Annotated in this window: 19 protein-coding genes and 1 pseudogene; 17 read left to right on the top strand and 3 right to left on the bottom strand. The window is 67.9% G+C overall.

What is annotated here, in order from left to right; genetic code table 11:
- Positions 1-7: 7 nt before the first annotated feature.
- Genes B4L26_RS07460 through B4L26_RS07440 form a run of 5 tightly spaced genes read left to right on the top strand, consistent with a single transcriptional unit; the run spans position 8 to position 3,753 of the window.
- Positions 8-691, top strand: a complete 684-nt coding sequence (locus tag B4L26_RS07460) for an MSMEG_4193 family putative phosphomutase (RefSeq protein WP_290717606.1) — start codon at positions 8-10, stop codon at positions 689-691.
- A 1-nt stretch (position 692) separates the two neighbouring features.
- Positions 693-1,325: a DUF3090 domain-containing protein gene (locus B4L26_RS07455; RefSeq protein ID WP_290717604.1), complete on the top strand. Its 633-nt coding sequence runs from the start codon at positions 693-695 to the stop codon at positions 1,323-1,325.
- 3 nt (positions 1,326-1,328) lie between these two features.
- Positions 1,329-2,162, top strand: a complete 834-nt coding sequence (locus B4L26_RS07450; RefSeq protein WP_290717602.1) for an SCO1664 family protein — start codon at positions 1,329-1,331, stop codon at positions 2,160-2,162.
- Positions 2,163-2,192: 30 nt separating this feature from the next.
- The gene (mshC, locus tag B4L26_RS07445; RefSeq protein WP_290717600.1) at positions 2,193-3,434 is read left to right on the top strand and encodes a cysteine--1-D-myo-inosityl 2-amino-2-deoxy-alpha-D-glucopyranoside ligase; all 1,242 of its coding nucleotides are present in this window, start codon (positions 2,193-2,195) and stop codon (positions 3,432-3,434) included.
- A 10-nt stretch (positions 3,435-3,444) separates the two neighbouring features.
- A complete protein-coding gene (locus B4L26_RS07440; RefSeq protein ID WP_290717598.1) occupies positions 3,445-3,753 on the top strand; it encodes a hypothetical protein in 309 nt (102 codons plus the stop codon).
- Positions 3,754-3,785: 32 nt separating this feature from the next.
- Here B4L26_RS07440 and B4L26_RS07435 read toward each other — a convergent pair whose 3' ends face one another.
- Positions 3,786-4,658, bottom strand: coding sequence for a PAC2 family protein (locus B4L26_RS07435; RefSeq protein ID WP_290717596.1), 873 nt, complete (start codon positions 4,656-4,658; stop codon positions 3,786-3,788).
- Positions 4,659-4,708: 50 nt separating this feature from the next.
- On the opposite strand from B4L26_RS07435, the gene metH reads away from it, so the two are divergent.
- The 5 genes from metH to hisG all read left to right on the top strand — a co-directional run bounded on the left by metH (position 4,709) and on the right by hisG (position 11,468).
- Positions 4,709-8,290 carry a methionine synthase gene (gene metH / locus B4L26_RS07430; RefSeq protein WP_290717594.1) on the top strand — a complete coding sequence of 1,194 codons (3,582 nt, stop codon included), beginning with the start codon at positions 4,709-4,711 and terminating at the stop codon, positions 8,288-8,290.
- A gap of 117 nt (positions 8,291-8,407) precedes the next feature.
- Entirely contained in the window at positions 8,408-9,091 is a 684-nt protein-coding gene (locus B4L26_RS07425) for an HAD family hydrolase (RefSeq protein ID WP_290717592.1), read from the top strand.
- Between the two features lie 83 nt (positions 9,092-9,174).
- Positions 9,175-10,215, top strand: a complete 1,041-nt coding sequence (locus tag B4L26_RS07420; RefSeq protein WP_290717590.1) for an esterase-like activity of phytase family protein — start codon at positions 9,175-9,177, stop codon at positions 10,213-10,215.
- Positions 10,216-10,305: 90 nt separating this feature from the next.
- On the top strand, positions 10,306-10,569 hold the full coding sequence (locus tag B4L26_RS07415; protein ID WP_290717588.1) for a phosphoribosyl-ATP diphosphatase: 264 nt from the start codon (positions 10,306-10,308) through the stop codon (positions 10,567-10,569).
- Between the two features lie 53 nt (positions 10,570-10,622).
- Entirely contained in the window at positions 10,623-11,468 is an 846-nt protein-coding gene (hisG, locus tag B4L26_RS07410) for an ATP phosphoribosyltransferase (RefSeq protein ID WP_290717586.1), read from the top strand.
- Positions 11,469-11,478: 10 nt separating this feature from the next.
- Here hisG and B4L26_RS07405 read toward each other — a convergent pair whose 3' ends face one another.
- On the bottom strand, positions 11,479-12,360 hold the full coding sequence (locus B4L26_RS07405) for an oxygenase MpaB family protein (protein WP_290717584.1): 882 nt from the start codon (positions 12,358-12,360) through the stop codon (positions 11,479-11,481).
- Positions 12,361-12,448: 88 nt separating this feature from the next.
- On the opposite strand from B4L26_RS07405, the gene B4L26_RS07400 reads away from it, so the two are divergent.
- On the top strand, positions 12,449-13,021 hold the full coding sequence (locus B4L26_RS07400; protein ID WP_290717582.1) for a TetR/AcrR family transcriptional regulator: 573 nt from the start codon (positions 12,449-12,451) through the stop codon (positions 13,019-13,021).
- A gap of 46 nt (positions 13,022-13,067) precedes the next feature.
- On the opposite strand, the gene B4L26_RS07395 is transcribed toward B4L26_RS07400, so the two are convergent.
- The gene (locus B4L26_RS07395; RefSeq protein WP_290717580.1) at positions 13,068-15,239 is read right to left on the bottom strand and encodes a glutamine synthetase III; all 2,172 of its coding nucleotides are present in this window, start codon (positions 15,237-15,239) and stop codon (positions 13,068-13,070) included.
- A gap of 191 nt (positions 15,240-15,430) precedes the next feature.
- On the opposite strand from B4L26_RS07395, the gene B4L26_RS07390 reads away from it, so the two are divergent.
- The 6 genes and pseudogenes from B4L26_RS07390 to B4L26_RS07365 form a co-directional block, all read left to right on the top strand.
- The gene (locus B4L26_RS07390) at positions 15,431-16,264 is read left to right on the top strand and encodes a tRNA (adenine-N1)-methyltransferase (RefSeq protein ID WP_290717579.1); all 834 of its coding nucleotides are present in this window, start codon (positions 15,431-15,433) and stop codon (positions 16,262-16,264) included.
- 91 nt (positions 16,265-16,355) lie between these two features.
- Entirely contained in the window at positions 16,356-18,056 is a 1,701-nt protein-coding gene (gene arc, locus B4L26_RS07385) for a proteasome ATPase (protein ID WP_290717577.1), read from the top strand.
- A gap of 25 nt (positions 18,057-18,081) precedes the next feature.
- The gene (gene dop / locus B4L26_RS07380; protein ID WP_290717576.1) at positions 18,082-19,584 is read left to right on the top strand and encodes a depupylase/deamidase Dop; all 1,503 of its coding nucleotides are present in this window, start codon (positions 18,082-18,084) and stop codon (positions 19,582-19,584) included.
- 60 nt (positions 19,585-19,644) lie between these two features.
- On the top strand, positions 19,645-19,836 hold the full coding sequence (locus tag B4L26_RS07375) for a ubiquitin-like protein Pup (RefSeq protein WP_290717574.1): 192 nt from the start codon (positions 19,645-19,647) through the stop codon (positions 19,834-19,836).
- Positions 19,833-20,660 carry a proteasome subunit beta gene (gene prcB / locus B4L26_RS07370; RefSeq protein WP_290717572.1) on the top strand — a complete coding sequence of 276 codons (828 nt, stop codon included), beginning with the start codon at positions 19,833-19,835 and terminating at the stop codon, positions 20,658-20,660. Before B4L26_RS07375 ends, prcB begins: the two co-directional genes overlap by 4 nt.
- A gap of 3 nt (positions 20,661-20,663) precedes the next feature.
- A pseudogene (locus B4L26_RS07365) lies at positions 20,664-20,810 on the top strand (proteasome subunit alpha); the annotation flags it as partial.

The following is a 20,810-nucleotide window of genomic DNA, read 5'->3' as shown; positions in this document are numbered from 1 at the left end:
TGATCCCATGGCGGTCATCCTGGTGCGGCACGGGCGATCCACGGCGAATACAGCGGCGGTGCTCGCCGGACGCAGCCCGGGAATCGGGCTCGACGAGGTGGGGCGCGATCAGGCCGCGCAGCTCCCGGCGCGTCTGGGCGAGCGGGGCGCCGACCTCGTCGCCATCGCCCGCTCCCCGTTGCAGCGGTGCGCCGAAACGGTCGCGCCGCTGGTCGACGGCCTGACCGGGGTACCGCAGGTGATCGTCGACGGTCTCACCGAAGTCGACTACGGGGAATGGACGAACCGGCCGTTGCGCGAACTCGTCAAAGAACCGTTGTGGCAGACGGTGCAGCGCCAGCCCAGCGCCGCGGTCTTCCCCGGCGGCGAAGCCATGTCGGCGATGGCGAACCGGGCGGTGACCACCGTGCGCGAACTCGACGCCCAGTACGGCGGTGAGGACGGCACCGGCCTATGGGTCGCTTGCACGCACGGCGACATCATCAAGGCCGTCATCGCCGACGCCATGGGCCTGCACCTCGACGGATTTCAGCGCATCGTCGTCGAGCCGGCGTCGATGTCGGTGATCCGCTATCACCCGCGCCAGACCTATGTGCACACCGTGAACAACACCGCACACCTGTCCCTCCCGGCGCGCGACGCGGCGCTGGCAGGGGCCGTCGGCGGCGCGACCGGGGCGGGAGGGCGCTGATATGTCGCGCTCGATCCATGTGTTCCGCAGCCCCGACCGGTTCATCTCCGGGACGGTGGGCGAGCCCGGTGACCGCACGTTCTACGTGCAGGCTGTCCACGCCAGCCGCGTCGTATCGGTGCAGGTGGAGAAGCAGCAGGTGGCGATCCTCGCCGACCGCATCGACGCCCTCCTCGACGAGGTGGCCCGTCGTTTCGCCACGCCAATCCCGCCGGCCACCGGCGAGGTGGACGACCTGCAACCGCTCGTCATGCCGATCGACACCGAGTTCCGCGTCGGCACGATGGGACTGGGCTGGGACGCGAATGAGAACTCGGTGGTCGTCGAACTGCTCGCGGTGACCGAGGAGTCGCTCGACGAGAGCATCGTCCTCGACGACCGCGACGACGGCCCGGACGCTTTGCGGGTGTTCCTCACCACCGAGGCGGCGCGCGGGTTCGCCGCCCGGGCCGAGGCGATCGTGTCCGCGGGCCGCCCGCCGTGCCCGCTGTGTTCGGAGCCACTCGATCCCGACGGTCACCTGTGCGTGCGCACCAACGGTTACAAGCGCGAACCGCTGGCCCTGGAGCCGTATGACTTCGATCTCGGCGCAGACGGCGACAGTGGCGGTGACGTCAACGACGAGCCGGAGTAGCCGATGACCGACGCGGGCGGGAACGACGTCATCGACGCGTTGGCGCACGGGGAGTTGGAGGTCCTCGGCCGGATTCCCCATGCCAGCAACGTCACGCTGGTCGCGACGGCCACCTGCGCCGACGGCAATCCGGTGCGGTGCGTCTACAAACCGGTCAGCGGCGAGGCTCCACTGTGGGACTTTCCGGATGGCACACTGGCCGGGCGCGAGGTCGCCGCCTATCTTGTGTGCGCCGATCTCGGGTGGGACACGGTGCCACACACGGTGTTCCGGGCTTCGGGACCGCTCGGTGAGGGCATGGTGCAACGCTGGGTCGACGTGGTCGACCCGGTCGACCCCGGAGGGCAGTCGGGTCCGGAGCTGGTCGACCTGTGCGGCCCGGATGCGGTACTGGCGGACTACTTCCCGATCGTGTCGGGCTTCGACGGGCGCGGCGACGAAGTCGTCCTGGTCCACGCCGATGACCCGCGACTGCAGCGGATGGCAGTCCTCGACGTGCTGCTCAACAACGCCGACCGCAAGGGCGGCCACATCCTGGCCGGGGTCGACGGTGTGGTGTACGGCATCGACCACGGCATCTGCCTGCACACCCACGACAAACTGCGCACCGTGCTGTGGGGCTGGGCCGGATCGGCGGTCCCCGGCGGCCTTCTCGCCGACGTCGACGCGTTCGCGCAACGGCTGGCCGACCCCCACGGGGAGCTGGCGGCCGGGTTGCGCGGGTTGATCACCGCCGACGAGGTGGCGGCCCTGCTCAACCGCGCCCGCCGGTTGGTCGACGACCCGGAGTTGCCGTCGCCGCCGGATCATCGACCTATTCCGTGGCCGCCGTTCTGAGTCCTCCTGCGGACACCTAAGCTGGCGGGCATGCAGTCGTGGTCACCGCCGGCAGTGCCGCAGCTCGCCGGAGCGCCCCCAGCCCTCCGCCTGTACGACACCTCGGCCCGCCAGGTGCTCCCGGTCGCGCCCGGGAAAACAGCGACGATGTATGTCTGCGGCATCACCCCCTACGACGCGACCCACCTCGGCCACGCCGCCACCTACCTCACCTTCGACCTCGTCAACCGGTTGCTGCGCGACGCCGGACACGAGGTCGTCTACGTGCAGAACGTGACCGACGTCGACGATCCGCTCTTCGAGCGGGCGCAGCGCGACGGCGTGGATTGGCGCGACCTGGGCGCTCGTGAGATTGCACTGTTCCGCGACGACATGGCGGGACTGCGGGTGCTGCCGCCCCAGGAGTACGTGGGCGCCGTGGAATCTGTCGGCGAGGTCGTCGAGATGGTCGGGCGCCTACTCGAGTCCGGAGCGGCCTACATCGTCGATGACGCCGAGTATCCCGACGTCTACTACCGGATCGATGCCACCGAGCAGTTCGGCTACGAGTCGGGCTACGACCGGCCGACGATGGAGATGTTCTTCGCGCAGCGGGGCGGGGATCCCGACCGTCCGGGCAAACGCGACCGTCTCGACGCGCTGCTGTGGCGCGCCCGGCGCGACGGCGAGCCGTCGTGGCCGGCGCCGTTCGGCGACGGACGGCCCGGGTGGCACATCGAATGCTCGGCCATCGCGCTGAACCGCCTGGGTGCCGGGTTCGACATCCAGGGCGGCGGCAACGACTTGATCTTCCCGCACCACGAGTTCTCCGCCGCCCATGCCGAGGCGCTCACCGGCGTCCGCCGCTTCGCCCGGCACTACGTGCACACCGGGATGATGGGGTTGGACGGGGAGAAGATGTCCAAGAGCCTGGGCAACCTGGTGTTCGTGCACAAGCTGCGCGAGGCCGGTGTCGATCCCGGTGCGGTGCGCCTGGCACTGGGGGCCCAGCACTACCGCGCCGACCGGATGTGGACCGATGCGGTGCTCGAGGAGGCCGTCGCCCGTCTGAACCGCTGGCGCGCCGCGGTGGCGACCGGGACGGGCCCCGACGCCGCGCCGGTCATCGAGCGGGTGCGCGCGCACCTGGCCGACGACTTGGACACGCCGAAGGCCCTGGCGGCGATCGACGGGTGGGTCGCCGATGTCGAACTGGGCCTTGGGAGCGACTCGTCGGGTGCGGCCGACGTGGTGGCGGCGGTCGACGCGCTACTCGGCGTCGACCTGCGCTAAGGTCCGAACCGTGGCACAGGTGAAGCGCATCCCGACTGACACCTCCGAGGGGGTGTGGACAGTGGTGACCCGGACATCGACCTACCTCCTCGACTTCGGTGAGATGACGCTGTTGCGCGCGCCCGGCGTCGGCAGCAGCAGTGATGGTGCGTGGGAGATCAGTGAGTTGCGGCGCGACTCCGAGGACATCCCGCTGTTGGGCGTCAAGGTGTGCACGGTGGGGGAGTCGGCCCAGTTCTGGGTACGCGCCGTCGATGACCCGGATGTCCGGACGTGGCGCATCACGACGCCGGTCGTGTCCATCGAGCGGATCGGCTGACCCGACCCCCGCGGGGCCCGGACGGTCGGAAACTAGCCGGCGTCGGGGTTGCGGCGCCGCAGGTAGCGCTCGAAATCTGCGGCGAGCTGCTCACCGTCGATCTCCGGCAGCGTCTCCGGATCCGTCGCCGCCGCATCGTCGTTCTCCTCGAGCTGGCGGATGTACTCGGCCATATCCTCGTCGTCGGAGGTCATCTCGTCGACGGTGCGCTCCCACGCCGCCGCGCGCTCGGGCAGTTGGTCCATCGGGATCTCGAGGTCGAGGACGTCTTCGAGTCGGCGCAGCAGTGCCAGTGTCGCCTTTGGATTCGGTGAGGACGAAAGGTAGTGCGGGACGGCGGCCCAGAGCGACACCGACGGGATCCCAGCGGCGACGAGGCCGTCCTGCAGCACGCCGGTGATCCCCGTCGGTCCCTGGTACCGCGACTCGGCAAGCCGGTACTGCTTGGCCGCCTCACTGCTGTGCGCCGAACCGGAGATCGACACGGGGCGCGTGTGGGGTACATCGGCCATCATCGACCCCAGCATCACCGCCGAGGTGACACCGGCGATCTCGGCGATCTCGGCTATCTCCGCGACGAAGGCCCGCCAGCGGAAGTTGGGCTCGATGCCCTTGACCAGCACCAGGTCATGGTCGGCGCCCGGCGGCGAGCAGTAGGAGAACGTCGTCGTCGGCCACTCCAGGCGCCGGCTGACCCCGTCGATCAGGTGGACCGTCGGCCGACTCACCTGGAAGTCGTAGTAATCGTCGGGGGTGATCTCGCAGGCCTGCTCGGCATTCCAGAACAGCTCGAGGTGCTCGACCGCACCTGTGGCGGCCTCGCCCGCATCGTTCCAGCCCTCGAATGCGGCCACCAGCACGGGGCTGCGCAATTGCGACAGCGTGACGGGGTGATCGGGGGTCATAGGACCAGCCTACGGTGGAGCGCTGCGGGCGGGCGAATACTCTGGTGGACATGAATTCGGTGTCTATCGGCGTGCCCGCCTACGATTCGACGCTGCTGTCGGCCATGTCGCAGCGCGTCCTGATCGGTGACGGCGCGATGGGCACGATGCTGCAGGCGGCGGATCTGACGCTCGACGACTTTCTCGGTCTCGAGGGCTGCAACGAGATCCTCAACGAGACTCGCCCCGATGTGCTGGCCCACATCCACCGGTCGTACTTCGAAGCAGGTGCGGATCTCGTCGAGACCAACACCTTTGGGTGCAACCTTTCGAACCTCGGCGACTACGACATCGCCGACCGCATCACCGATCTGGCCTACCGTGGAACGGCGATCGCGCGCGGCGTCGCCGACGAGATGGGCAAGACGGCCTCGGGCACCGATCGCTTCGTGCTGGGCTCCATCGGGCCGGGCACCAAGCTGCCCAGCCTGGGGCACACGACGTTCGCGGTGCTGCGCGACGCCTACCAGCAGTGTGCGACGGGAATGCTCGACGGCGGTGCCGACGGCATCCTCATCGAGACCGCCCAAGACCTGCTGCAGGTGAAAGCTGCCGCCGTCGCATGCCGGCGGGCCATGGCGCAGGTCGGCCGACACATTCCGATCCTGGTGCACGTGACGGTCGAGACGACCGGGACCATGCTCCTGGGCTCGGAGATCGGCGCGGCACTGACCGCGCTGGAACCGCTGGGCATCGACGTCATCGGGCTGAACTGTGCGACCGGTCCGGCCGAGATGAGCGAGCACCTGCGCTACCTGTCGCGTCACGCACGGATCCCGGTGTCGGTGATGCCCAACGCGGGTCTGCCGGTGCTCGGTCCGAAGGGGGCCGAGTATCCGCTGACCCCGGAGGAGCTGGCCGTCGCGCTGAGCGGCTTCGTCACCGAGTACGGGCTGTCGATGGTCGGCGGCTGCTGTGGCACGACGCCCGAGCACATCCGACAGGTCGCCGATGCGGTCGCCGCGGTGGAGCGCGCCCCGCGCGATCCGCAACATGAATCGGCGACGTCGTCGCTGTATACGTCGGTGCCCTTCGACCAGGACGCCAGCTTCCTGGTGATCGGGGAGCGGACCAACTCCAACGGGTCCAAGGCGTTCCGCGAGGCGATGATCGCGCAGGACTACCAGCACTGCCTCGACGTCGCCAAGGAGCAGACGCGCGACGGTGCGCACATGCTCGACCTCAACGTCGACTACGTCGGCCGTGACGGGGCGCTGGACATGACGGCGCTGGCCACACGGTTTGCGACGGCCTCGACGCTACCGATCATGATCGACTCCACCGAGCCCGATGTGATCGAGGCCGGTCTGGAAGCACTCGGCGGGCGCTGCGCGGTCAACTCGGTCAACTTCGAGGATGGCGACGGCCCCGGGTCGCGCTACCAGCGGATCATGGCGCTCGCCGTCGAACACGGCGCCGCGGTCGTGGCGCTGACCATCGATGAAGAGGGGCAGGCGCGCACCGCCGACCACAAGGTGCGTATCGCCGAGCGCCTGATCGCCGACCTGACGGGCCAGTGGGGCCTGTCCGAAGAGGACATCATCGTCGACGCGTTGACGTTCCCGATCTCCACCGGCCAGGAAGAGGTGCGCCGCGACGGCATCGAGACGATCGAGGCGATCCGCCGGCTCAAGGAGGCGCATCCGTCGCTGCACTTCACCCTGGGCATTTCGAACATCTCGTTCGGCCTGAACCCTGCCGCGCGGCAGGTGTTGAACTCGGTGTTCCTGCACGAGTGCGTCCAGGCCGGGCTGGACACGGCGATTGTGCACGCATCGAAGATCCTGCCGATGGCGCGGATTCCCGACGAGCAGCGCGAGGTCGCTCTCGACCTCGTCTACGACCGTCGACGCGAGGGTTACGACCCGCTGCAGAAGCTGATGGAGTTGTTCGAAGGCGTGTCTGCGGCGTCGTCGCGGGAGAGCCGGGCGGCCGAGTTGGCCGCGCTGCCACTCTTCGAGCGGCTGGAGCGGCGCATCGTCGACGGTGAGCGCGCCGGCCTGGAGGCCGACCTCGACGAGGCGATGACGCAGGTGCCGCCGCTGGAGATCATCAACAAGACGCTGCTGAATGGGATGAAGACCGTCGGCGAGCTGTTCGGGTCGGGTCAGATGCAGTTGCCGTTTGTGCTGCAGTCGGCCGAGGTCATGAAGGCCGCCGTCGCGCACCTCGAGCCGCACATGGAGTCGACCGGCGACAGCGGCAAGGGCCGCATCGTCCTGGCGACGGTGAAGGGCGACGTCCACGACATTGGCAAGAACCTGGTCGACATCATCCTGTCCAACAACGGTTACGAGGTGGTCAACCTCGGGATCAAGCAGCCGATCAACACCATCTTGGAGGCGGCGCGCGACAAGAATGCCGACGTCATCGGGATGTCGGGGCTGCTGGTGAAGTCGACGGTGGTCATGAAGGAGAACCTCGAGGAGATGAACTCTCGGGGTGCTGCGGAGTACCCGGTGCTTCTCGGCGGTGCCGCGCTGACCCGCGCGTATGTGGAGAACGACCTCACCGAGACCTACGACGGTGACGTCCACTACGCGCGCGACGCCTTCGAGGGCCTGCGGCTGATGGACGACATCATGGCCGTCAAGCGCGGTGAGGGGCCCGACCCCGATAGCGAAGAGGCCAAGGCCGCCGCAGCGAAGGCCGCCGAGCGCAAGGAGCGTCACGCGCGGTCCAAGGCGATCGCGGCCAAGCGCAAGGCTGCCGAGGTGCCGGTGGAAGTGCCGGCGCGTTCGGATGTCGCTGCTGACAACGAGATCCCGGTGCCGCCGTTCTGGGGCAGTCGCGTTGTGCGCGGCATCCCCGTCGCCGACTACCTGACGTGCCTGGACGAGCGTGCGCTCTTCCTGGGTCAATGGGGGCTGCGCGGAGCGCGCGGCGGCGAGGGGCCGAGCTACGAGGACCTCGTGGAGACCGAGGGCCGGCCGAGGCTGCGGCACTGGATCGACCGGCTCTCCACCGAGGGGATCCTCGCCCATGCCGCCGTCGTGTACGGCTACTTCCCGGCGGTGAGTGACGGCGACACGGTGCACGTGCTCACCGAGCCCGACCCGTCGGCTCCGGTGCGCGTGAGCTTCGAGTTCCCGCGCCAGCAGCGTCCGCGGTTCCTCAACATCGCCGACTTCATCGCCTCACGCGAGCGGGCGATCGAGATGGGCCGCACCGATGTGTTGCCGCTGCAGCTGGTGACGATGGGCAGCGAGATCGCCGACTTCGCGAACGAGTTGTTCGCCGGCGACGCCTACCGCGACTACCTCGAGGTGCACGGGATCAGCGTGCAGCTCACCGAGGCGCTCGCCGAGTACTGGCACCAGCGGGTGCGCTCAGAGCTGACATTCGCCGGTGGGTCGATGGCCGCCGAAGACCCCGACGACCCGCAGGGCTTCTTCGACCTCGAATACCGCGGCGCCCGATACTCCTTCGGCTACGGCGCGTGCCCGAACCTGGAGGACCGCGCGCACATGGTCGACCTGCTGGAGTCGGAGCGGATCGGCGTCGTGCTGTCGGAGGAGTTGCAGCTGCACCCGGAGCAGTCGACCGATGCGTTTGTGCTGCACCACCCCGAGGCCAAGTACTTCAACGTCTGAGGCTTCGCCATTCGAGCGTGGTGGGTCTCGCGACGGGCGTGCGGTGTGACCGATCAGCCAGTGTGAGGTGGGCCGTCGGCGCTGTTTCGTGCTGCTCGACGGTGAGATGATGCGACGGTGAGCAATACACCGCCCGCAGCGGTCCTGTGGGATATGGACGGCACCCTGATCGACTCCGAGCCGATCTGGGACATCGCCGTCGAAGATTTCGCCGAGCGCAACGGACTGGCACTGAGCCCCGAACTGCGCGAGGCGACCCTGGGGAACTCGCTGCCCGACGCGATGTCCAAGGTCTACGACGCCGCGGGGATCGCGGTGGACGATCGTGACACCGACGCCGACGCCCGCTGGCTGCTGGATCACGTCGGAGGATTGTTCGAGGAGGGGCTGCCGTGGCGGCCGGGGGCGCGCGAGGCGCTCGACGCCGTCGGCGACGCCGGTATCGCGATGGTCCTGGTGACCAATACCGTGCGCGAACTGACCGAGGTCGCGCTCGCAACGATCGGCCGCGCTCGATTCAGTGCGACGGTGTGCGGCGACGAGGTGCCGATGGGCAAACCGGCACCGTTCCCATATCTGCGTGCCGCCGATCTCCTCGGCTATGGGCCGTATGCGTGCCTGGTGGTCGAGGATTCGCCGACGGGGGCTGCCTCGGCGAGCGCTGCGGGCTGTCCCGCGCTCATCGTGCCGTCCGCGGTCGCCGTTTCGGAGGCACCGGGGCGGGTGTTCCGGGAGTCTCTCGTGGGCGTGGGTGTGGGCGAGCTGTCCGAGGCGTTCCACGAGGCCCTGGCCCTCCAGTAGTCGGCGGTGCACTCCCGCTCCACGGCCTCGATCCCGCTCCACCGGTCGGCGAGGCGGGATCGAGACGGCGAAGCGGGTGGGCGATGATTGTCATCGTGAACGCGCTTGCCGTCCTGCTCACAGTTCTGGCGACCATCGGTGTCCCAGTCGCGCACGCTGCGCCGGCCGTGCCGGGATGGTGCTCGCCGTCGGTGATGGCGCTGGGGTATTCGGACGCGCTCGACAAGCGCACGTATGGCGGGGAGACGGTGGCCGGGTTGTCGGCGCTGGCGCACGACCCGCGGGCGGCGCGGTACCTCGCACTGGCCGACCGCACGCCGACGACGGCGCTGATCTGGCCCCTCGCCGGCCTCGACGAGCTACCGGTGGCGCAGCCGCGTGTGGCGGGCCCGCCGATCCGACTGCACGGCCGCGACGGCCGGGCGATCCCGGGGAAGGCCGATACCGAGGGCCTCGCGGTGTTGGCCGACGGGCGACTCGCGGTCAGCTTCGAGCGCGGCCCCGCGATCTCGGTGTTCGACCGCGACGGACGGTGGCGCGACGACCTCGCGATTCCATCGCGGTTCCGGGTGACGCCGCTCGGGCAGGCGGTCCGGAACGGAACCCTGGAAGGGCTGACCGCGACGCCGGCGGGCGACCGGCTCGTCGCCGCGATGGAGAAACCACTGACTGGCGATGATCCGGGCACGCTGCGGATGCTCGACTACCGGCGCACCCGCGCTGGCCGGTTCGTCCTTGCCCGCGAACTCGTCTACCTCCCGGCTCCTGGGATGAGGGTTGCCGAGATCGCCGCGTACGGGCCCGACCGCCTTGTCGTGTTGGAGGCCGCCTACAGCCGGGCCCGTGGGAACAGCGTCGTGCTGACCACGGCGAACATCGGCCCGCCTGCGGGACGTGATTGGGTGCGCCGCCTGAATCGGCGCGTGCTGGCAGATCTTGCGCAGTGCCCGACGTTGGGTGCGCCCACCAGGGAAACCCAGCGCAACCCGTTGCTCGACAACTACGAGGGGATGGCGGTCTCCGCAGCCTACGCGGACGGGCACACGATCCACCTCGTCGTCGACGACAACCACTCGCCGCGACAAACCACGCGGTTGCTGACCCTGTGGGCTCGGCTGCCCTGAGGGTTGGACCGCCGCGCGGGAGACAGCGGGAAAGCGGCGGCGGGGAAAGCGATTGGGCCGCTCGCCCGTGACGTGGGAAGATGGGCAACCGTGAAAACCTTCGACGAACTGTTCGCCGAGCTGGGCGAAAAGGCCCGTACCCGACCGACGGGCAGCGGCACCGTCGCCGCGCTCGACTCCGGCGTGCACACGCTTGGGAAGAAGATCATCGAAGAGGCCGGTGAGGTGTGGCTGGCCGCCGAGCACGAGTCCGACGAGTCGCTGGGCGAGGAGATCTCCCAGCTGCTCTATTGGCTGCAGGTGATGATGATCAAGCGTGGCCTGAGCTTGGACGATGTCTACCGGCATCTGTGACCGCCCACCACTGAACGACCGATATCGACGACCGATAAGGACCTGAAACAGTCATGCTGCGCGTCGCAGTCCCCAACAAGGGAGCCCTCTCCGAGTCGGCGGGCACGGTGCTCGCCGAGGCCGGCTACCGCAAACGGTCGGACTCGAAGGACCTCACCGTCCTCGACACCGCCAACGACGTCGAGTTCTTCTTCCTGCGGCCCAAGGACATCGCGATCTACGTCGGGCAGGGAACGCTGGACCTCGGTATCACCGGTCGCGACCTCGCCGCCGACTCCGGTGCAGCCGTCGACGAGCAGCTGGCGATGGGCTTCGGGTCGTCGACGTTCCGCTACGCCGCCCCCGCGGGGACCGAGTGGACCGTCGCGGATCTCGCCGGCAAACGGATCGCCACGTCGTATCCGAACCTCGTACGCGCCGATCTGGGGGAGCGGGGCATTGAGGCCGAGATTATCCGCCTCGACGGCGCCGTCGAAATCTCGATCCAGCTGGGTGTCGCAGATGCGATCGCCGACGTGGTCGGATCGGGTCGCACGCTGCGCCAACACTCGTTGGTGGCTTTCGGCGATTCCCTGTGTGATTCCGAGGGAGTCCTGGTCTCCCGCAAGGGCGCCGAGCTGGACAAGGCCGCGCGCCAATTCGTCGCCCGTGTCCAGGGCGTCGTGTTCGGTCAGCAGTACGTGATGATCGACTACGACTGCCCGCGCGGACTCCTCGACGAGGCGTCCAAGTTGACCCCCGGCCTGGAATCGCCGACGGTGGCTCCGATGGCCGATCCGGACTGGGTGGCGGTGCGCGCAATGGTGCCGCGCAAGAACCACCAGAACCTGATGGATGAACTCGCCGAGCTCGGCGCCAAGGCAATCTTGGCCACCGACATCCGCTCCTGCCGCTTCTAGCGCGAGCGTCCTACGCGATGGCCTCGGCCGTGGCGTCCATGTCCGTGTGCACGGGGCACGTGGGGAAGGTGCCTAGCGCCGCGGTCGTGATGTTGCCCGGGGCGTAGCTCTTCATGCGGCGGTTCTTCTCGAAAGGCTTGGGGCGCAGTCGCGGTGGGAAGGCCCGCAAAACGGCGGCGCGCAGCCGCATGGCTCCGCGTGAGAGTGCGACGACGACGGCCGGCGGCTCCGAGTAGCCGAAGGCATCGAGCAGGGGGCGGTCCATGAGAGCGAGGGAGAACACGCGGACCGCCGAGCGAAAGGGTCGCGGATAGAAGGTGGTCATCAGCTCCATCGTCATGTCCGCGACGCGACGACCGCCCTCGTCGAATGCGAAGTGCTGCGCCTCGTAGGAGTCCAACAGGTCGGCGAACCCCTCGTAGGTTTCCGGGATGTCCTTGATGTTCATATGACGGCCGAGCTTGCGGTAGTAGTTCACCGATGCCGTCACCTCGTCGTAGGTGAGCCGGCGCCAGCCGTAGTCGTCGACCCAGCGCTTGGGCACCACGACGAAGGTGGCCAGGACATAGCGAAGGTCGTCGTTGGAGATGTCGTAGGACCGGTGCATTTGGTTGATCCGGCGGATCGCCGTCTTACCCTCGTCGGAGTCGAAGCCGCAGACCATCGGGCGCTCCAGGAGGATTCCGGTGTCGTCGTAGCGCTTTTGGGTGTCGTCGAAGCCACGCGTTTCCGACAGGAGTGCACCGATACTCGGCACCGCGTACGTGCGGAACAGGGCGAAGCTCAGTGCCTGGTTGAGGTCCCAGGGGAAGTCATAGATCATCACGTTCCGATAGATCTGCTCGAAATCGGTCTGGGGGTCGAGGCCCCGGTTACGGTCCCAACGAAACATGCGTGATCCTCTCAGCGTTGACTCCGTAAGTATACTTATGGAGTGGCGGAAAGAAAGCGAAACATTGCTGCCGGAAATAATGGACGCCATGATTGAAGACCGGGCCGCACAGGCCTCGCCGTTGCGCGACCGTTTCCTGGCTGCTGGGATGACCGTGCTCGGCCGAGACGGGTACCCCGGGTTCAAGCAAGCGGCTGTGTGCCGGCAGACCGGGCTCACCACCGGTGCCTTCTACCATTCCTTCCGCAACTGGAAAGAGTTCGAGGCGGCGCTGATCGAGCATTGGCGGGCCGAGGCTACCGACCGCATCGTCGCGCGGCTCGACGTCGCGCTCGCGCCCCACGAGCGGATCGATGCGCTGATCGCTGTCGCACTGTCACTCCCGCACCGTTCCGAGGCGGCGATCCGGATCTGGGCCGCGGGCGATGTGCGCGTGGCCGAATCGCTATCGGCAGTGGACGCGGCGCGCCGTGACGCAGTGGCCCGCTACCTGCGCGAGATCGGGATCGACCCCGGCCACGCGGACCGGTTCGCCGCGACGTCGTTGCTGTTGTTCATCGGCCACCAGGCGGCCGGAACTCCGCTCGAAGAATTGGAGTGGAGCATGCGCCACTTCGTCGAAACCGATCCGCAAGTGCGGGCTGCGCTCGTCGTCCGCTGAACGGCGCCGCGTCGCGGATCGGCACCCGCAGTGGTCGGAATGCAGCTCAGAGGATATTCAGCATCTCGATGTAGGTCGGTAGCGGCCAGAGGTCGTCGGCGACGATCGGCTCCAGCGCATCGGCCTTCTCCCGGACGGCGGTCATCTTCGGGATCAGTTTCTCCAAGGCGTAGCGCGACTCCTCATACTCGTTTTTGCCGTGCATCTTGTCGATCGCCGCAGTGAGTGCCTTGATCGCGTCGTCGAGCTCGATGATCTTCTCGCTGACCTCGGTCAGCAGCGGGGTCTTGGTGTGGACCCCGGCGGCCTTGAGTGAGGCGGCGGTGGCGGCCAGCTCGCCCTGGAAGCGGATCGCGGCCGGCAGCAGCATCGTCGTGGCGACCTCGACGGTCTCCTTCGCCTCGACCAGCAGGGTGAGCGCGTAGTACTCGAAGATGACGTCCTCGCGGGCCTTCAGCTCGCGGGCGCTGAGCACGCCGTAGCGCTCGAAGACCTCGACGACCTCGGGGGACGTGTACTCGACCACCGCGTCGACCGTGGTGCGCAGGTTCTTCAGGCCGCGCGAGGCCGCCTCCTCCTGCCAGGCGTCGGAGTAGCCGTCGCCGTTGAAGATGACATTGCCGTGCGTCGTGACGATCCCCTGCAGGACCTTCTGCACCGCCTCGGCAAGGGTGGCGCCCTCGGCGAGGAGCCCCTCCAACTCCGTGGAGATGAAGTCGAGCGAGTCGGCGAGGATGGTGTTGATCGCGACCATCGGGTCGGAGATCGACTGGTTGGAGCCGGGGGCGCGGTACTCGAAGCGGTTGCCGGTGAAGGCGAAGGGGCTCGTCCGGTTGCGGTCGCCCGGGTCGGCCTTGAGCGGCGGCAGGGTGTCGACGCCCAGCTCGATCACGCCGGCCGACTTCGAATCGGTCGCACCGCCCTTGGCGATCTGGTCGAAGACGTCCATGAGCTGGTCGCCGAGGAAGATCGAGATGATCGCCGGCGGGGCCTCGTTGGCGCCGAGTCGGTGGTCGTTGGACGCCGACGCCACCGCGGCCCGCAACAGGCCCCCGTACTTGTGCACCGAGCGGATGATGGCGCCGCAGAACGTCAGGAACTGCATGTTCTTGTGCGGGGTGTCACCCGGGTTGAGAAGGTTGCCCTGGTTGGCGTTGCCCAGCGAGAAGTTGACGTGCTTGCCCGACCCGTTGACGCCGGCGAACGGCTTCTCGTGCAGCAGGCACTTCATGCCGTACTTCTCGGCGACCTTCTTCATAGTGGTCATCATCAACTGCTGGTGGTCGTGGGCGAGTACGGAGCGCTCGAAGACCGGGGCGATCTCGAACTGGCCGGGCGCGACCTCGTTGTGCCGGGTCTTGGACGGGATGCCCAGCTTGAACAGCTCGCGGTCCAGCTCGATCATGAAAGCCAGCACCCGGTCGGGAATGGCACCGAAGTAGTGGTCGTCGAACTCCTGTCCCTTCGACGGCGGCGCCCCGAAGAGCGTCCGGTTACACGTCATCAAGTCCGGGCGGGCGTAGTAGAAGTGCTCGTCGACGAGGAAGTACTCCTGCTCGGCGCCCGCGTAGGAGACCACAGTGTCGACGTCGTCGTGCCCGAACAGCTCGAGCAGCCGCATCGCCTGCTTGCTCATCGCCTGCTGGCTGCGCAGCAGCGGGGTCTTCTTGTCGAGGGCCTCACCGGTCCACGAGATGAAGATCGTCGGGATACAGAGGGTGTTCCCGTTCGGGTTCTCCAGGATGTAGGCCGGGCTGGTGACATCCCAACCGGTGTAGCCGCGCGCCTCGAACGTCACGCGCAGGCCGCCGTTGGGGAAGCTCGACGCATCCGGCTCACCCTGCAGCAGGGTCTTGCCGGCGAACTCGGCCAGCGAGGACCCGTCGTTCTCGGGCTCGAGGAATGAATCGTGTTTCTCCGCAGTGAACCCGGTCAGCGGGTAGAAGACGTGCGCGTAGTGCGTGGCACCCTTCTCCACCGCCCAGTCCTTCATCGCGACGGCGACGTAGTCGGCGATCTGGGGATCCATCGAGGCACCCGAATCGATCGTCGCCGCGACTGCTTTGAACACGTGCTTGGGCAGACGCTTGCGCATCTCGGAAAGGCCGAACACGTTCCGCCCGAACGTGTCGCCCATCGGCTCGGTGAAACCCGCGGGCTCCTTCTCATACGACATCACTGCCTTGATCGCCTGACGTCGCGAACTGCTGCCACTCACGGTTACTCCTCTGTCCGGTAAGAAAACGGCCAGCCGCCGTCGCAAAGCCAAAGTAGAACCGTCGTGTGAGCAGTATGTTGCCCGCGCGTGGCGGGCAGGCGCCCCCGCCGCACCCCTGTGTTAACTCCGGGAAACGTTCACGGGATAATTCGGGTGCCGCCTGCCGACGCCGAACCTCGAGGAGATACCCGATGCCGACCACAGGGCCGTTCGAGGTGGGTGACCGGGTGCAACTGACCGACGCGAAGTCGCGGAAGTTCACCGTCGTCCTCGAGCCGGGCAAACTGTTCCACACCCATCGCGGCGCTATCGCCCACGATGATTTGATCGGCTCGCCGGAGGGGTGCGTGGTCGAGGCGACCAGCGGCACGCCGTACTTGGCCCTTCGCCCGTTGCTCACCGACTTCGTGTTGTCCATGCCGCGCGGTGCGCAGGTGATCTACCCGAAGGATTCGGCGCAGATCATCACCGAGGGCGACATCCACCCGGGGTGCCGCGTCATCGAGGCGGGCGCCGGCTCGGGCGCGCTGACGTGCGGCCTGCTCCGGGCGGTCGGATCGGGTTCGGTGCTGTCGTATGAGATTCGCGAGGACCACGCCGAATACGCGCGCCGCAACGTCGAGACGTTCTTCGGCTCGGCGCCTGACAACTGGGAGTTGCGCGTCGGCGACCTGGCTGACCACGACCCGGCTGATCAGGCCGATCGGCTCATCCTTGACATGGTGACGCCGTGGGAGCCGTTGGAGACGGTTCGTCAGACCCTCGTGCCCGGTGGGGTCCTTGTCGTCTACGTGGCCACCGTGACCCAGCTGTCCCGCATCATTGAGGCGCTGCGCGAGCAGGAGTGCTGGACCGAGCCGCGTGCGTGGGAGACGCTGGTCCGCGACTGGAGTGCAGTGGGCCTGGCGGTGCGTCCCGAGCACCGCATGCAGGGCCACACTGCCTTCCTCGTCACCGCTCGCCGGCTGGCCGACGGGCAGACGACGTTGCGCCCGCACAGGCGGCCCACCGGCGGGTCGAAATAGTGCGAATCACGTCACAGGCCGAGCGCGCCCCGCGCGCATCGGCGCCCGAACGCCGGTAGCGTGGGAAGCGGAGCGGGAGAAGGAGTCAATCGTGACTAACGAACATACCGAGACCAACCAACCGGGCGGATCACCCCGCCCGACGGGCTCCGCCGCGCAATTGCAGGAGCGGGTCGACAACCTTTCTGCGCGCAACGCCAAGCTCCTCGAGACCCTCAAAGAGGCCCGTCAGCAGCTCGTCGCGCTGCGCGAAGAGGTCGACCGCCTCGGTCAGCCGCCCAGTGGATACGGCGTGCTGCAGTCGGTCTATCCCGACGACTCGACGGTCGACGTGTTCACCTCCGGGCGCAAGATGCGCCTGACCGTCTCGCCCAACATCGACGTGACAGAAATGCGCGTCGGCCAGACGCTTCGCCTCAACGAGGCGCTGACCGTCGTCGAGGGTTGCGACTTCGACGTGTCCGGCGAGATCGCCACCCTGCGGGAGGTACTCGCCGACGGTGAGCGGGCGTTGGTCGTCGGCCATGCCGACGAGGAGCGCGTCGTCGTCCTCGCCGAACCGCTGCGTGCCTCCGAAGACGGCGAAGAGCACCGTCGGAAGCTGCGCCCCGGCGATTCGCTGCTTATCGACAACAAGGCCGGGGTCGCCTTCGAGCGCATCCCGAAGGCCGAGGTCGAGGACCTCGTCCTGGAAGAGGTGCCCGACGTCGACTACTCCGACATCGGCGGGCTGGGCCGACAGATCGAGCAGATCCGTGACGCCGTCGAACTGCCCTTCCTGCACAACGAACTGTTCCGCGAGTATTCGCTGCGCCCGCCCAAGGGCGTTCTGCTGTACGGCCCGCCCGGTTGCGGTAAGACGCTGATCGCCAAGGCGGTGGCGAATTCGCTGGCCAAGAAGATGGCCGAGGCGCGCGGCGACGACGCCCACGAGGCGAAGTCCTACTTCCTCAACATCAAGGGCCCCGAGCTGCTCAACAAGTTCGTCGGAGAGACCGAGCGGCACATCCGCCTCATCTTCCAGCGGGCCCGTGAAAAGGCCTCCGACGGTACGCCGGTGATCGTGTTCTTCGACGAGATGGACTCGATCTTCCGGACCCGCGGTTCCGGCGTGTCGAGCGACGTCGAGACCACCGTCGTCCCGCAGTTGCTCAGCGAGATCGACGGCGTCGAGGGCCTGGAGAACGTGATCGTGATCGGCGCCTCCAACCGCGAGGACATGATCGACCCGGCCATCCTGCGGCCGGGCCGCCTCGACGTGAAGATCAAGATCGAGCGGCCCGACGCCGAGTCGGCCATCGACATCTTCTCCAAGTACCTGACCGAGGCGCTGCCCATCCATCCCGACGACATCGCCGAGTTCGACGGTGATCGCGCTGCCTGCGTGCGCGCGATGATCGAGCGTGTCGTGGACCGGATGTACGCCGAGAGCGAGGACAACCGGTTCTTGGAGGTCACCTACGCCAACGGCGACAAGGAGATCATGTACTTCCGGGACTTCAACTCCGGTGCGATGATCCAGAACGTCGTCGACCGCGCCAAGAAGTATGCGATCAAGGCGCAGTTGGAGTCGGGTCAGGCCGGCCTGCGGATCGGGCACCTGCTGGATTCGATCCTCGACGAGTTCGCCGAGAACGAAGACCTGCCGAACACGACGAACCCCGACGACTGGGCCCGCATCTCGGGCAAGAAGGGCGAGCGGATCGTCTACATCCGCACGCTGGTCACCGGCAAGAGTTCGGGTGCGAGCCGCGCGATCGACACCGAGACCTCGACCGGCCAATACCTCTAGAAGAGGGGTCATTACGCTGGACGACATGCAGCGAATCATCGGGATCGAAGTCGAGTACGGCATCTCCGCGCCCGATGACCCGTCGGCCAATCCGATCATGACGTCGACGCAGGCGGTGCTGGCGTATGCCGCTGCCGCGGCCGTGCCGCGGGCGCGCCGGACCCGCTGGGACTACGAGGTGGAGTCCCCGATGCGGGACGCGCGCGGCTACGACCTGGGGCGCAGCAGCGGTCCGGCACCGATCATCGACGCCGACGAGATCGGCGCGGCCAACATGATCCTCACCAACGGCGCGCGCCTCTACGTCGATCACGCGCATCCGGAGTACTCGGCGCCCGAGGTGGTCAACCCGATGGACGCCGTGATCTGGGACAAGGCCGGCGAGCGGATCATGGAGGCGGCCGCACGGTACGTGGCGAGCGTGCCCGGCGCGCCGCGCCTGCAGTTGTACAAGAACAACATCGACGGCAAGGGCGCGTCCTACGGGACGCACGAGAACTACCTAATGGACCGCGCCACGCCGTTCGTCGACGTCGTGACCGGCCTGACCCCGTTCTTCGCCTCCCGGCAGGTGTTCTGCGGATCCGGTCGGGTGGGCATCGGACAGTCCGGCGACGAACCGGGCTTCCAGTTGTCCCAGCGTGCCGACTACATCGAGGTCGAGGTTGGCCTGGAGACGACCCTCAAGCGCGGCATCATCAACACCCGCGACGAGCCGCACGCCGATCCCGACCGGTACCGGCGGCTGCATGTGATCATCGGTGACGCCAACCTCGCGGAGACCGCCACCTACCTGAAGGTCGGCACGACCGCGCTGGTCCTCGACCTCATCGAGGCCGGCGTCGACCTCTCCGACTTGGAACTCGCGCGCCCGGTAGCCGCGGTCCACACCATCAGCCACGACCCGACGCTGACCGCGGTCGTCGCTCTCGCCGACGGCCGTGAGATGACGGCGCTGGCCATCCAGCGGGAGTACCTGGCGCGCGCACAGCAGTTCCACGACCTGCACCACAGCGACGACGAGGCCGCCGCGCATGTCCTGGCGACCTGGGCCGATGTCCTCGACAAGCTCGAGCGCGACCCGATGGAGTGCGCTGAGATCCTCGACTGGCCCGCCAAGCTGCGGCTGCTCGACGGTTTCCGGCAGCGGGAGGGCCTGGGGTGGTCGGCGCCGCGCCTCGCACTGATCGACCTGCAGTACTCCGACGTCCGTCTGGACAAGGGCCTCTACAACCGCCTGGTGGCCCGGGGCTCGATGAAACGCCTCATCGACGAGGCGCAGGTGACGGCGGCCATCAGCAACCCGCCCGCCGACACCCGGGCCTACTTCCGCGGGGAGTGCCTGCGCCGCTTCGGAGCCGATATCGCGGCCGCGAGTTGGGACTCGGTGATCTTCGACCTCGGTGGTGATTCGCTGATCCGGATCCCAACGCTGGAACCGTTGCGCGGCAGCCGTTCCCACGTGGGCGAACTGCTCGACTCGGTGGACTCCGCCGCGGCACTCGTCGACGAGCTGACGGCCAAGTAGCCGGGAGCGCATGCCCGTGTTCGGATAGTGTGGAATTCGATTCGTGTGAATGGAGGCGGCATGGCGCAGGAACAGAAACGATCCGGTGGCGGAGGCGACGACGACGAGCTCGGGCCCGACGGCTCGGCCGGTCAGGAGCGTCGCGAAAAGCTCGCCGAGGACACCGACGACCTGCTCGACGAGATCGACGACGTGCTGGAAGAGAATGCCGAGGACTTCGTGCGCGCATACGTGCAGAAGGGCGGCCAGTGAACCGGTCGCCGGATATCTCCTCGTTCACCGAGTACCTGGCCCGGCACGCCCCCGATTCGCTACCCGGCCGCCGCGCCGGGCAGGTGCCGGTCCCCGGCGCTGCTGATTCGGTTCCCCACGGCACGACGATCGTCGCAGTGGCTTACCCGGGCGGGGTGGTGCTGGCCGGTGATCGCCGCGCCACGGCCGGCAACCTGATCGCGACTCGCGACATCCAGAAGGTGTTCATCACCGACGACTACTCGGCGGTGGGCATCGCGGGCACCGCGGGCATCGCGGTGGAGATGGTGCGCCTGTTCACCGTCGAGCTCGAGCACTACGAGAAGATCGAGCGTGTCCCGCTGACCCTCGACGGCAAGGTGTCGCGCCTGGCCGCGATGGTGCGCGGCAACCTCGGCGCCGCGCTGCAGGGCCTGGCCGCCATCCCGCTGCTCGTCGGGTACGACGCCGACGCGGCCGATCCCAAGGCGCGCGGACGGATCTTCTCCTTCGACGTCGCCGGCGACCGCCACGAGGAGTTCGGCGGCTACACGGCCATCGGGTCGGGCTCGGTTTTCGCGAAGTCGTCGTGCAAGAAGCTTTACCGCGGCGACCTCACCGCCGACGAGGCACTGTCGGTCGCGGTGGAGGCCCTTTACGACGCCGCCGACGACGATTCGGCGACGGCGGGCCCCGACACCGTGCGCAAGATCTTCCCGACTGCGGTGACCGTCGGTCCCGACGGTGCCGAGGAGGTCGCGCAAGAGGCGATCGCGGCCGCTGCGACGGCGATCATCGCCAGCCGCGAGCGCCGCTACGCCGCAGATGCTGGAGCGGGGGAGTAGACGATGACGTTCCCGTACTACGCGAGCGCCGAGCAGATCATGCGCGACCGCTCGGACCTGGCCCGCAAGGGCATCGCCCGCGGTCGCAGCGTCGTCACCGCGACTTATGCCGACGGCGTGCTGTTCGTCGCGGAGAACCCGTCGAACACG

The organism is Gordonia sp. UBA7599, from assembly GCA_002477755.1.
Taxonomy (GTDB): Bacteria; Actinomycetota; Actinomycetes; order Mycobacteriales; family Mycobacteriaceae; genus Gordonia.
Note: the sequence above shows the minus strand (reverse complement) of the source record. Positions and strands in the feature narration are given on the sequence as shown.